This is a genomic window from Gluconobacter sp. P5B12, assembly GCF_018812035.1.
Lineage (GTDB): Bacteria > Pseudomonadota > Alphaproteobacteria > Acetobacterales > Acetobacteraceae > Gluconobacter.
Genome location: NZ_JACRVV010000007.1, coordinates 78,189 through 90,585 on the forward strand (window position 1 = coordinate 78,189; position 12,397 = coordinate 90,585).

10 protein-coding genes are annotated in these 12,397 nt (G+C 58.9%); all 10 read right to left on the bottom strand.

What is annotated here, in order from left to right:
• Positions 1 to 29: 29 nt before the first annotated feature.
• The 10 genes from KP702_RS12435 to KP702_RS12480 are packed head-to-tail and all read right to left on the bottom strand — an operon-like array spanning position 30 to position 12,388.
• Complete coding sequence (locus KP702_RS12435) at positions 30 to 1,160, bottom strand: pilus biosynthesis protein PilR (protein WP_215769067.1); 1,131 nt, start codon at positions 1,158 to 1,160, stop codon at positions 30 to 32.
• Positions 1,160 to 2,845: a GspE/PulE family protein gene (locus KP702_RS12440; RefSeq protein ID WP_011251506.1), complete on the bottom strand. Its 1,686-nt coding sequence runs from the start codon at positions 2,843 to 2,845 to the stop codon at positions 1,160 to 1,162. Before KP702_RS12440 ends, KP702_RS12435 begins: the two co-directional genes overlap by 1 nt.
• Positions 2,842 to 4,026 carry a type 4b pilus protein PilO2 gene (locus KP702_RS12445; RefSeq protein ID WP_215769068.1) on the bottom strand — a complete coding sequence of 395 codons (1,185 nt, stop codon included), beginning with the start codon at positions 4,024 to 4,026 and terminating at the stop codon, positions 2,842 to 2,844. Before KP702_RS12445 ends, KP702_RS12440 begins: the two co-directional genes overlap by 4 nt.
• Positions 4,023 to 4,670, bottom strand: a complete 648-nt coding sequence (gene pilP, locus KP702_RS12450) for a type IV pilus biogenesis protein PilP (protein WP_215769069.1) — start codon at positions 4,668 to 4,670, stop codon at positions 4,023 to 4,025. The genes KP702_RS12445 and pilP overlap by 4 nt, the downstream gene beginning before the upstream one ends.
• On the bottom strand, positions 4,667 to 6,382 hold the full coding sequence (locus KP702_RS12455) for a secretin N-terminal domain-containing protein (protein ID WP_215769070.1): 1,716 nt from the start codon (positions 6,380 to 6,382) through the stop codon (positions 4,667 to 4,669). The genes pilP and KP702_RS12455 overlap by 4 nt, the downstream gene beginning before the upstream one ends.
• A complete protein-coding gene (locus KP702_RS12460) occupies positions 6,379 to 7,320 on the bottom strand; it encodes a toxin co-regulated pilus biosynthesis Q family protein (protein ID WP_215769071.1) in 942 nt (313 codons plus the stop codon). The genes KP702_RS12455 and KP702_RS12460 overlap by 4 nt, the downstream gene beginning before the upstream one ends.
• A complete protein-coding gene (locus tag KP702_RS12465) occupies positions 7,317 to 8,270 on the bottom strand; it encodes a TrbG/VirB9 family P-type conjugative transfer protein (RefSeq protein WP_252348711.1) in 954 nt (317 codons plus the stop codon). Before KP702_RS12465 ends, KP702_RS12460 begins: the two co-directional genes overlap by 4 nt.
• A 14-nt stretch (positions 8,271 to 8,284) precedes the next feature.
• Positions 8,285 to 11,443 (bottom strand): type IV secretion protein DotO, encoded by a 3,159-nt coding sequence (locus KP702_RS12470; RefSeq protein ID WP_252348712.1) that lies wholly within the window; start codon positions 11,441 to 11,443, stop codon positions 8,285 to 8,287.
• Entirely contained in the window at positions 11,443 to 11,985 is a 543-nt protein-coding gene (locus tag KP702_RS12475) for a hypothetical protein (RefSeq protein ID WP_215769074.1), read from the bottom strand. Before KP702_RS12475 ends, KP702_RS12470 begins: the two co-directional genes overlap by 1 nt.
• Before the next feature lies 1 nt (position 11,986).
• Positions 11,987 to 12,388, bottom strand: coding sequence for a hypothetical protein (locus tag KP702_RS12480; RefSeq protein WP_061510691.1), 402 nt, complete (start codon positions 12,386 to 12,388; stop codon positions 11,987 to 11,989).
• Positions 12,389 to 12,397: the final 9 nt, after the last annotated feature.

Here is a 12,397-nt window from a genome sequence, read left to right on the forward strand (position 1 = left end):
GCCTTCAGACAAAAATTCATGCGCTGGACCTAAAACTGATCCAGCGGGATGAATGTATCTGTGGCGAATGTGAGTGCGCCCGCGATGATCCACATGACTGTGAATCCTATGGTCCGAAGCCACTCGGTTCGTTGAATCGCTGCCTGCTCGATGTCATCAGCCCAGAGCTTTGAGGAGGCAAGCAGCCGATCGTATCCGTCTGTTGAGCCACCCCAGGCATTGGCGATGTCATCGATCATGTCGGGCGATGGGAACTGGAAACCGCTCTCTTCCAGGGCAACCGGAAAGAGGTAAGCATGTTGGCCCATGAGCTCAGCAAGTTTGGACAGTCGTTCACGCAGCCATGGCGAGGCAGTTTTCATCTGGTCTTCCAGAACCGACGTCTCTGGCGCACCCGCTCGCACGAGAATAATGTACGTCGAAAGCCATATGTATCCTTCGATGGCGCGGTAGGTTGACCATGGGGGGATCTTTTCGAGAGCCAGCCGCAACGGACCGGTGAGTCGTCGAAAACTCCAGAAAACCACGGCGCAGACGACGATAACTCCAGAGATGACCCAAAGAGGTCCGGTCCCTGTGACCCAGCCGGTGACGGCAAGAAGGGTCTGCTGTGACCCGGTCTGACGCTTTGAGAAGGCATGGGCGAAGGGCAGGAGGGAGGGAATAGCGAACTTTCCGATGATCCAGAACGTGCCCCCAAAAAGCCCGATAAAGGCCAGAAGCAGGAGCGCCACTTTGCGGTTTGCCTTGACGATGTTCGCTGTGCGGCGGCGTTGCTCGAGCAGATTTTCCAGGGCCTGCGCCAGGTCGCCACTGCGTTCTCCTGCGTCGATGATTGCGAACTCGTCGGCCGGGATCAGAGGCCGCATGGCCGGTGCGAGCTTTCGGGCATGCTCCGTCATCTCTTCGAGCAGGAGTTCAACGACCGTGGCAGCTGACCGTCCAACCATACCTCTCCGTCGAAGGCGGCGAGCATATTGCTCGAAGAGCCGTTCTGGTGTCGTACCGTTCTTGTCCCGAAGCCGGGGGATCATCATCTGATATAATTTTGCGCGCACGGACCAACCGAAGTTCAGGCGGTGACCGAATAACGAGAATGGGGTTGCATTCTCGAGGCCATACGAGCGGGGGGCCTCATGCGAAATAACTTCGAAGGGCATCAGGCTATCTCCTCTTCCCTGGCGAGAGCCGCTGCGTCCTGTGCGGCTCTTGCACGCTCCGCACGTCCGATCCTGCGATCGCGATCGACCTGTTCCCTGGACGGGATCTTGTCGACTTCGCGGATGATTGTGTACGGATCGACAAGGCCCTCAAGTGCGAGCTTGATGGCCTTTTCAACCATCGGGGTGTCTGCTTCGGGGCGGGAGCGGAAGCGGCGACGTGCAATCGCGATGCCCTTGGTGATGAGATCATTCATCAGCTCCTCATCCGTCTCGACGACCTCAGCCACAGAGGTGACAGAGCCGGCCCCGGTGTATTGGCAACGTGAGCAGCCGCCTGGATGAATTTTGTATGTTGAGGATGTATCGCCCCAGGTCGCCAGAGCCTGCGCTGCCCTCTGTGGCATACGTTCGTCGTTGACGGTCCAGAGTTCCTTGCAATGCGGACAGAGAAGAGGCAGCAGTCGCTGAGCGACGACGCCACGAATAACAGAACTGTTGCAGGTCACCCGGAATGACAGCCGTTCGAAATTCATGTTTTGCAGGCGTGTTGGAAACTCGAAGGGGTCTTCGATATGCAGGGTAGAAAGGACGCCATGACCGGTTTGAGCGGCATCGAAAGTTGTCAGTGCCACCTCGGCGTCTCGGATTTCACCGATAATCAGCCGGTCCGGGTCCATACGAAGACTGTAGCGAAGATTTGCCTGAAAACGTTCACCTGCGGTCTTTGAATCCAGGGCGTTGGAGATCTCAAGCTGAACCGCCCACGGCATGGGATATTCTACTGGCTGCTCAATACCGACCAGTCGCTTCCCCGGATCGGTTCGGGCTTGCCATTTTGCAAGCTCGTAAATTGTTGTCGTCTTTCCTGAACCGGTTGGACCTGTCAGAAGAAGCACACCGGAGGGCTGTGTTGCGATGTACTTCAGGCGATCAATCTGGTCCTCGGAAAACCCATAGCTTGCGAGTTTCAGTTCACCTTCCGGCCGCCGCGGCAGTCGGAGTGTCACACCGGCTGGCAGCGCACCTGAGCCTTCACTCTTCTCTCGATACTGCAGTCGCAGTTCCATGTGCCCGCCACCGTCGTTTGCCGGATAGGCGGGGCCACGCACCAGACGCACGTTCTCCAGGCCGGTGCCGTCAAGGATCTGCCCGGTGATGCCACCATCCTGGGTTTCCAGCGGCTTGATCGTGTTGTCTTGACTGGAGCAAAGACGGTACAGCGCGACCAGCAGGGCTTCGCCCTCCGTATTATTCAGCTCGCGATAAACCATCAGGGTTTTTTTGATGCGAAACTGAATTTCGGTATGGTCTTTTCGCTTGAGAACATGCACGTCGCTAGCGCGGCACTGCGCGGCAATTTTCAGCATACCAATTGCTTGGTTTCGCGCCGTATTGGACGTCTCCTGCGGTCCCTTTTGACCTGCATAAGTCTGACGGATTTCCTCGCGACGGCGACTGATGTCGCTGAAAGGTTCCCACTCCACACGGTACAGCAAGCCTGTCCTGGCGCGATGCTCTGCCATCCATTGTTGGATCGCAACGCTATTCCGTCTGGTCTGATCGACGTAGAGGGTCTTGGTCAGGTCATCGATAGCGACGTGCTGTGCCTCTGTGGCATCCAGCGTCCCATCGTAGGACGTTGACTTTCGGGTCCGATTTTGCAGCCGGTTGAATAGGCTCACGGGGCATGGTCTCCTTCGCCAATCTGGGCAGAAACGAGATAGCTGTTCAGGTCTGATTGCTGGCCGGCCGCAGAGGACAACTGAAGTCCGGTCTTATGGCGAAGCTCAATAAACTGTAGCCCGGGAATGGCGTCCCACGAGGTTGACCGTGGATCAGTGGGCCAGATGAACTGGGCTGACGCTGCCGGTGGAGGGCCGTGCGCCTGCTTGGGATCCTGGTCTAGGACGACGGTGGTATGGATCTGTGCCTTGACGCCAGATTGTTGCAGGAGCGCAAGCAGGAGGCGCTTGCCGTCAACGGGAGCATGAGCCTGTGGTCGTGTTCTTTCAGGCTCCATGGGGAGTGTCTGTACAATCAGATCTCCTTGATCGGTGTACTTCCCTGGAGGCGCATCAGCGAGGGTTCCGCCAGCTCTTAACCAGGTGATCTCTACTCCTGTGCTGTTGCAAACCCACTCCATCTGGGCCCAGCCCGCGGCGAATAGTGGAATGGCCTTTGCCGTCTTAAGGCACGCATTGATCCAATGATCCGGCGTTACGGTTGTAACCTGCGCGTTGGCCAGCCTTTTCAGGCGGTCACTCTCGACACGCATCTGCTGGACCCTGTCTGCTGCAAGACGAATATTGTGGAGATGCCAGGTATAGAGGCTCAAGCCGATGCCAACGCCGCAAGCAACAATTCCGGCCCCGATAAAAAGACTTCGACGGGAAGACACTTCACGCAACGGGTATGATTCAGGCTCGAACTGCGCGAATTTCTCGTCGACCTGATCGATATCAAAGCGCTGTTTGCGGGCCACCAGCGACGGATCGAGGCGAGCTTCAAACGCTTCCTGCTCCGACGCGCTGATGCAGCTATCGGCGAACGGCGTTAAATTGCCTAAATGGTCGGTTGCAACAATCCAGAGCCGTCCTGGTTCAGGTTCGTATTCCGCGTAGGCATCGGGCCCGAGTGTCCGTGCCGCGGCTAACGCAGCCGGTATAAGCGATTTGCGTTTGGAGCCGTCCCGGAACGCGAAAAAACCGACGAGCGCAGGTCGTCCAGGGACAACCAGATAGTGCGTCGCGCGGATACTGCGCGCACGAGCACGCAGTTCTGAGGCGGCAGGTCGACGAGCGTACGAAATCCAGCTTGCGTCGAGGCACCACCGATGGTCACGGGTCTGAAGGTCGAGGCTCATTGCCGCGCCCCGGAGGTTCCGAGCACTGGAAAGGCTGAGGCGCCGGATACACCGGAGGCAACGGCTTGGCCAATCTGGCTTGACCCATCGTCATTGGACAATGGCACGACGTCTTTTCCGTGTCGGACGTAGACAATGTCTGCGCGGATGGCCGTTACCGTGGAACCATCTGGAAGCACGGTCCCTTTAATCGCGTCATACAGCGCTCCATCGGGCATTTTGAGAGAGGCCGTCATCCGTCCCCGGTCGGAGGCGATCATGGCTATGCGGGGCGGCAGCCAGACAGGGGGTGTTGGTGTCCGGGGTTGGACTGGGGTGGGAGCGTTCGGAGGCAGGACTGTTGGAAAGCCCGGGAGCGGGAGGCCGCCAGACGTTCGGGTTGCAGGAGAAGGCCCAGGCTCGGTCCTGCCCAGAATTTTCTTTTCGGAATCTGCTATGCGGGCTCTCAGCTCAACGGCAGCGCTCTCCTGCTGCAGTTCCTGTAAGCAGTTGTTGTTCAGGTCAATCTGTTCTGCGGTCAGGACTTGCCCTGGGGCGGCACGCTGGAGATGGGTGGCGCAATCCGGGACTTCAGCGTGAGCGCTTGCCATCGTGAAGATCAGGATAGCCGCGCCACAGCAGCGAGTATGCGTTGCACGTTTCATAGGGTGTGCGCCTCTACCGTAACGATAACCTGAGTTTTCTGTGTTTGTGCGTCGCCGCCGCCACCGCCTAACCAGAAAAGCGGCGATCCAACGCCCGTGCGGTCCCGGGATGAGGAATCATCGACATAGCCCGACAGCATCAGCGTGGAACCGGATCGGAGAACCACGGTATCGTCGAGTGACGTACTGGAGGTTTTAGGCTCCTGAATGGACGAACCGTTCGACTGGAAGGTCTGGATACTCAGGAGGGTTTGCAGCAGGAAGTTGATGTGGAGCAGGATCCTCTGATCCACGATCCTCGGTGTGATTTCCCCCATGAACCCACTCATCACCACGCCAGGGGAGAGGGTCGCGGAGGAGCCGGCGTTTGACGCGAGGACAGTGCTCGAATTGGCGAGATAGGTCGTATTGATCCCGTTCTGGAATGGGGCTGACATACCGTTGGTTGCCACGGCAGAGCGACTGTACATCTCTGTCACGTTTCCAAGCTCGGAAAGCGCCTGAACGGCAAGCTGCGATCCGGAAAACTGGCCTGCAGCCCCTTTGGCCGTGTCCAGGATCGAGGCGCCGAATGAAAAGGGGATGTCATTCGTCTGCATGCCCGGTATCGCGGCGGGGATCATGCTCAGACCATAGACCTTGCCGTAATTCTTCAAGGCAATCTGCGGGCTGAATCCATAGTTCGTTTCATGTGTCTCTTTGAGCGTATAAACGTGCACATCGATTGCGACCTGCTGCATCAGACTCTCGGAGAGAGAGTGGATCCAGTCGGAAACTCTTGTTACCTGGTCTGGATTTCCTGTGACTGAAAGCGTACCCAGACCTTCATCGGCGATGACCTGAGCGCCGTTTGCAATCGTGTTTGCGGTTTTCTGAAGGTTTTTCCAGCGATCGGTTTTGCTCTCGCGAGAGATGGAGGCCATGCCCGATGATGATCCACCGCCAGAGCTGCCGCCAGAAGATCCTCCTGAGCTTCCGGAGGAGCCTCCTCCGCCACCAGAGCTTCCGCCAGACCCACCGCCAGAGCTTCCTCCACCTCCGCCGCCAGTGTAGGCGGTAATCGTCGTGTTGATGTTCGTTGATCCTGGAAAAGTCGGAACAACAAATGTCTTCGTTTCGTTGCGAAAGAACCGGACCTGACCGTCTTCGAACCGTTGCCAGACGCCAAATCGTGTTGCGATCGCCTGAAACAGTCCGGCCCGCGTGCCATCGTAACTCAGCCAGGCACCGGGGCCGTGCCATGCTGACAGCGCGGCTGACGCGCTTCTGCGCGTACCCGCAGAGTTTGCAGCACCTGCCATGGTTGGCGGAGGTGGCAGCGCGACGCCATTGAATCCCCCACTCAACGCCGGCATTGAGAACGCGCTATCACTGTCCGTTTCTTCAGCGTCGGGAGCAACGCTTACGGGAATGTGCGTAATGCGGCTTGCCAGGATCGCAGCATCGCGGATTTCGACCGGACGAGCGATAAGGATGGACGCCGGAGCCTTCAAAATCCCGGGCGTCGCGTCCCGGTCCTTGAGCGCTTCCCCCAGCAGATAGGGGGCGTTGATGGATGACACGATCGGCTGTTCCGGTGGTCGGGTCGTGTCCCCAAGCCTTGCCATGCGCTGCTCTTTTTCCCGAGCATCGTTAAAGTCACTGCATCCCCCCAGGAGCGCCAGGACGCTGAGACCTGTTAGCAGGCGGTAGGTGTGTTTGGTGCGGGTCATTGCTGGATCCCCGTATTTGTAACGAGTGCGACATGATTAACTGTAAAGAGCTGGAGGCTGATTGTTTTGCCTTGAGCAGAAAGGGCGTGAATGACCTGTGACATCACACCGTCATCCCCACCGTGTCCGTCGTCATGCCGGAACGGTCCTGTGAAGCCGGTCGTCACCGGAACCATCCAGTTCATGCCTTCAGGCCAGATGACCCGCCATCCGGCCCGATCACCCCAGGCAATCATCTGATCGCGGATCGGCTGACCTTCGATAAGCGTCCAGACCTCAGCAGGTGGCTGCAAATGAACAGGGGGCGACGGTGCGGCGGCAGTGATGACTGCACGCGGCGTTGCTTCGACAGGTGCGGCGCCGACTGTCTTCGCATCGTCCGGAGCGTGAGGGGCAAGCTGTACAGGACCAGCCTGGGGCGCAGAGGTGGCGACCTTGGGTTTTTCCGGCGCAGGGACAAGAATGTCCTGTGTGGGGATGCGCAGGCTCAGTGCTGCTCCCGACCTCAGACTGCAACTGCCCTTGCGCCTGAGTGCGCCATCGGCATCATGTCCGTAGAGACAGGTGGCAATAGCGTCTTCAACATCGAGTTCAACAAGAAGATCTGTGCCAAGCGGCGAGACAGCATACCTGACCGTTTGTGCGCCCGGGTAAGGCATACCCTGTGGAGAGAGCGCAAAGCCACGCTCGCGCAGCGTATCTGTCAGCAGCGTCTGGGCGTGCGCATCGTCGGGGCCGGTGTAAGGGGCAAGGCGGACGACAGTGCGTCCTGCATCCAGGCTGTTAGCAAGGATATCAGCGATAAACACAGTGAGTGCAGACGTATCTCTGAAGTTAGCTCCGCTAACGTGAGACGTCTGGGATGGTGGAACCTCGGTGCACGCGCTCAGGAAGGTGAGCACTGACGCAGCGATAGGGGCATAGGGACGGCGCGTCATGCCTTTCCTCCATGAGAGATGCGAATTGTAGGAGAGCCGGGGTCGTTACCGATCAACAGGGCATCAGTGACGGGTAGGTCGACGACATAAGAGTCACCGACCGTTCGATACGGCTGGGTTGCGGTGGTGGAGGGTGACAGCACAACCAGACGAGGGGCACTGTTGATCCCACCGGGCGGAAACTGAATGTAGGTATGATCGCCCTCGCGGTAGATCCGCAGAGGCTTCCATGCCGGGCTGCTGCCTGTCATGTGAAAGTCAAAATCTGGAGTATTCCGCTTGGCCAGCGCCTCTGGCGACGGCGGCGGCTCGGACTGCGTCTGCGGATCGCCCGAAGCATAGCTGTAGGCAATGCTGCGCATTGAGGGGCCGACGGGATCAAGGATGACGACATAAGAACGTCGACTGGTCGAGAAACGCAGGATGGACTGCCTGGCGGTCGGGTCAGGCGTGAGTGCGACGGCCCAGGCAGCGTGAATACCGTGTGTTCCATGCACGAGATCTGTCCGCCATCCGGCTTTTGGCTCTACAGCAAGGGCCTCACTTGCGACCGTCTCACCCGGCTGAAGGCGAAGAATGCAGAGGGCGCCTGGCGCGCAATGGACCCGGGCATAGCCCTCGCCGTAGGCAAACCATGTCAGCCCCGCCTTGCCAGAAAGCGGACTGGCTTCATGCGGTGCAGCCGGTGGGGATGTCACCGGCAGTGGAGATGCCTGGGCTTGTGGCGCAAGATTGATCGGGTGGGAGGGCGTGACAGCAAGTGCGGTTGTCTGTCGAGCCGGGGTGTCGATCCGCTGGTTCAGACTCCCTAAAAAGCCGTTGATGCGATCAAGGCTTTTTTGCAGGGCCAGCTCGGGTGATGGCATCCCCGGGACATCGACGGTTACCGGGGTCTCGGTATTCTCACCCGCACACCCGCTGAGCGCTGCAAGGCCGACGAGGGGAAGCATGAAAAGAGCGTTCTTCATGCTGTTAGTGTGGCGGACTCCTTTGTGAGTGCGGACAGTTCGTCTTCAGAAGGCATCCGGATGACCGTACCCAGCCCGACGCCATCCCTGAGTTCTCTGGCAATGTCCTCGATCACGCCGCCGAGGGCGGTGCTTGAATCCTGACCGGCTTTCATCCGGACGTCTTCGCGGCGCTCAATTTCCTGCTCGGCCGATCCCCTGGGAAAGACCTTTGCGAGGCGTCGACGTGCTTCTGTCGTCCCGAGTGCGTCATAGAGACGGCGTCTCAGGGCGGTGTCCTTGGGGCTGGTAGACAGCGCCCACAGTTCAATCGGTCCCATAAGATTGAGAACGAACAGTTCGTACAGTTCGTGGTTCACGCGCGTCTGCCAGATGAGCGGGGCACCGCTTCCATCGGCACGGGGGCCGTTCAGTCCATTGCGGACAATCGCCTGGGCGGCTGAACTCAGGCGAAAACGCTGGCAGATTTCATTGGCTTCTTCTTCGTCGCCGGCGCCCAGAATGAAGCGACCGGTTGAGTGAGAAATAAGATAGTCTCCAAAATCTGCGAGCTTCTGACTGGCAAGGCCGATTTTCACATTGAGCTTGGCGCCCCGTCGTGCGGCCTCCTCAAACTGCTTCTGGATGAAGGGCGCGCCTGCGGTTCTCTGGAACTCGTCACACTCAATCCGCTTGAAGCTTTCCCGGAACTCCTCGAAGCGCTTGCGATGATACGGACGGACATGGAGAGGGACGTATTGGGCATCCTCTGGATGCAGGAAGAAGTTGCGCGAAGCGATCTGAAACCCCAGAAGATACATCAGGTCCGTCTGACGTTGCGCCTCTCCCTGACCTTCCGGCGCAACCCGGTCAATGTCGATGACCACAATCCGCGCCTCTCCAAGATCCAGACGTGTGGGTTTTGTCAGACTTGGAAATTTTGCGACGAAGTGATTGAGGTATCGTCGGAAGACATCAATGGAGGACTCTGCGCCGCCTGTCGGGTTCGTCTTGTCGAACTCCATGCGGATGCGCTCTTCACGCACGACCTCGACGAGATCGCTGATAACCGGCACGGCAAACTGTGTTGCGCGGTGCGCCATACGCATGTCGCCGGCGCTTGCCAGCAGGTCTGCAACTTCCCACCAGGACGTATTCCGCGTCGCCACAAGACGATGATGCGCAAGAGCCGCGTCGATGCCCGAGCGATCAACGCCCTCACGGTACATCTTTGGCCGCACGGAGGGCCCCGTGTCCGAGAAGTATTCATACGCGGCCGTAATGAGTGCGTCGATCAGCTGGTTCATGCCTTCGAAGTCAGAACCATCGAGCGGCTTACAGATCTGCGCGATGAAATTGGTCAGAAACGTGCGATGATAGGGCAGCGGTGCCCGGCAGCACGTTTCGGTATCGAAAATATTGTAAGCGTGTTCGTCAATCAGCTGAAATGGAATATGGATTGCAAGGTGCCGGTCTTCCTGTCGCAAGCCGGCCTTGACCATATCGATAAACCCTGAAGACGAATCCCCAACGTCCATTTTCCCGATCAGGGGTAGTTTGGCACCTTGAGCTGTCATTGCAGCAGGGCTCAGGACCGTGGCTAGCAGGAGGGCATTGGCCAGCATGGACTTACCGCGACGGGAAGGCGCTACGAACAGGTCAAGTACCGCCTCGCGCCCTGAGCCAGCAGGGTCATAAGGAACCACCGTGCCATCGTTCGCGCGAAACAGCATCGCACCATCGGACCAGGGCATCCCCGGTCTGGCCCATGGCATCATCGTCAGAATCTGGGACATCGGGCCAGGGGTCGGAGGTGCGGTTGAGGCAAGGGCCAGCCCGGGGACGGAAGACAGGACACCCGCAAGCGGGTCCCCACATACGCGGCTGGCCTGAGCACTGTCCCAGGACTGGATGGCCTGCTCCAGCCTTGAGGCACGGGTGCGGAGTGCTTCGGTGTCACCCGCGTTCGAGCGGGTGGCGAAGGCCATGCGCAGCTTGACGATACTGTCACTCTGGCTGTTACGCATGGCCTTCAGCTCTTCGAACCCCGAATTAATGGGGGTGTTGGAGCCGAACTTCAGGAACTGTGCGATCGTATCCTTCCACACCATGTAACCCGGCCGCACGCCTTCTATCAAAGCTGTCGCACGCCAGGGCATGCGGCGACCCGACAGACGCGCTGCAAGCTCGGTAAATGTCGGAACAGGTTTGTTGCTCACGCCTGGCACCGGCATTTCTGGAACCCGCGTCAGTTCGATCGGGCTCCAGTCGAAGACACCCATACGGGCCGTAGAGAAGTCAGGCGTGCTGGCATCGTCACGGAAGAGCTGTTCGCGCAGCGGAGGCCAGAGAACATCGGCCGCGTCAGCCGGAGCATCCGTCTCGGGAACGGTTCCGCCCGGTTTACGAAGTGGCGTGGACGGTGTCCAGGCAGAGCCGATCGTATCGGGGTAGAGTTCCTGCCGAATGGCCTGCAGACCCTCTTCGGGGCTGAGAATATCGACCTGCACTGCTTCTGCGCTCAGAGCATCACAGGTACCCTGCACGAAGGTCTGATGGATCGTCCCCAGTTCAAGGCTACCCAGAAGAGGGTTCTGAGCATCACCCAGGGGCGGAAGGTCCTTGAGATTGCTGGCCCGCTCGCGTTTGGCCTGGGACACCTCCTGCGATGACAGGCATGCAGGTCTTGTCCAGAGAACGAGGTACGTGCGTTCCTGACGCATGAAAGGTGGAAGTACCTTCTGTCGTTCCGTGAAGATGTCTTCAAAATCCGCGTTCAGCGCACCTGCAACGGTCCGTCGTTCATCGAGGTTTCGCCGGATGCTCTCACTGACACCCTCAGGATCGGCGACATAGCAGAACTGCAACGCATGGCCGGGCCGACTGAACTGACTTCCCAAAGCCAGACGAAGTCGTGAGGATGCCGCGGCGATTTCAGCCCCGTTGGCGATCCGCCGCATCCCGCGCAGGCGGATGACGGTGGCGTAATCGCCCTGGAACGTGATCAGGCCGCGTTGATCGCAGGTTGCCAGATCGCAGAACGAGGTCACGTCCCGATGCAGGAAGGTTGATGTGGCTGCAATCGTCCGCAAGACACCATCGAAGAGGGAGGCTCTGGACCGCGCGAGACGCGGGGCTTCCTGCCCCTCTGAGTGCACCGTTTTTTTACGTAGCATCAGCGTGACACTGCCCATTCTTGAGCCGCGTCGAGATAGCGGCGCGGATTGTCTGGAAACCACTTTCCCCGCATGAGGATCCGAAGCCCGGTTTCATGAGCATCCGGGAAAGGGTTACGGGAGAGGCTTTTCAGAGCGGATCGGTACAAAGACGGGCGGTCCGTCCCGATCTTCTCCAATGCCCCGAGGCGGCAGGACAGAAGAGCCTCGAAGGCGCGCTTTGCGCTCAGCGCCTCGCCTGAAAGCCCCTGATCGTAAACGGTGTGGCCCGCTGCTTTCGCGGCCACATGAAGTGCTGTGACACAACGTCCCAGAGCGCCTTGATCCAGATGCGGGAGCCAGATCAGTGTCGCGACATCGTCTATACCGGGCTCATCGAGCGCGAATGCCGGCGCACAGGTCAGACAGAGGGGTCTGCCTGACACGGTAACTGCTGCGAGCATGTGCTCGCAGCAGGTGCAATGCCCGCTCATCGGTGCAGTCAGATCTTCAACCGTCAACCTTTCAGGGGCGGCCGAAGCCAATGGGCGCGACGAAGGCATCTTACTTGTCGAACTTCATCTGCTGCTGTTCGCCTGTGACGCTCGGCGCAGTACCAAACATCGTAAAGGACGCGGTCTTGGCAAGGAACGGGAATGCCAGGAGAATGCCACCGCAAATGAAGCCAGCGATGATCATGCCAGGCTTCGATCCTGCATTCGGATTCCGCTGATGCTGCCACCAACCGAAGATGGCGATGGCAAGCAAAAGCCCACCGCCGATAAAGCAGAAGGCGTTAAGACCCATGCCGAAGGCGTTCATCCCTTTCTGCGTTGCGTCACGCGTGATGTCGTCAATGGCCTGAGCACGTGCTGCGGAGGCGAAAGCAAAAGACGACAATGCGGAAAGCGCAGGGGCCGCGACCATCAGGGAGCGCTTCAGGTGTGTGCGGGAGGACTGTGTCATAATGACTCC

Bases quoted from the DNA above. Each gene is read 5' to 3' on its own strand.
- KP702_RS12435 (WP_215769067.1), bottom strand. From the start codon at position 1,160: ATGCCCTTCGAAGTTATTTCGCATGAGGCCCCCCGCTCGTATGGCCTC.
- KP702_RS12445 (WP_215769068.1), bottom strand. From the start codon at position 4,026: ATGAGCCTCGACCTTCAGACCCGTGACCATCGGTGGTGCCTCGACGCA.
- pilP (WP_215769069.1), bottom strand. From the start codon at position 4,670: ATGAAACGTGCAACGCATACTCGCTGCTGTGGCGCGGCTATCCTGATC.
- KP702_RS12455 (WP_215769070.1), bottom strand. From the start codon at position 6,382: ATGACCCGCACCAAACACACCTACCGCCTGCTAACAGGTCTCAGCGTC.
- KP702_RS12460 (WP_215769071.1), bottom strand. From the start codon at position 7,320: ATGACGCGCCGTCCCTATGCCCCTATCGCTGCGTCAGTGCTCACCTTC.
- KP702_RS12465 (WP_252348711.1), bottom strand. From the start codon at position 8,270: ATGCTTCCCCTCGTCGGCCTTGCAGCGCTCAGCGGGTGTGCGGGTGAG.
- KP702_RS12470 (WP_252348712.1), bottom strand. From the start codon at position 11,443: ATGCTACGTAAAAAAACGGTGCACTCAGAGGGGCAGGAAGCCCCGCGT.
- KP702_RS12475 (WP_215769074.1), bottom strand. From the start codon at position 11,985: ATGCCTTCGTCGCGCCCATTGGCTTCGGCCGCCCCTGAAAGGTTGACG.
- KP702_RS12480 (WP_061510691.1), bottom strand. From the start codon at position 12,388: ATGACACAGTCCTCCCGCACACACCTGAAGCGCTCCCTGATGGTCGCG.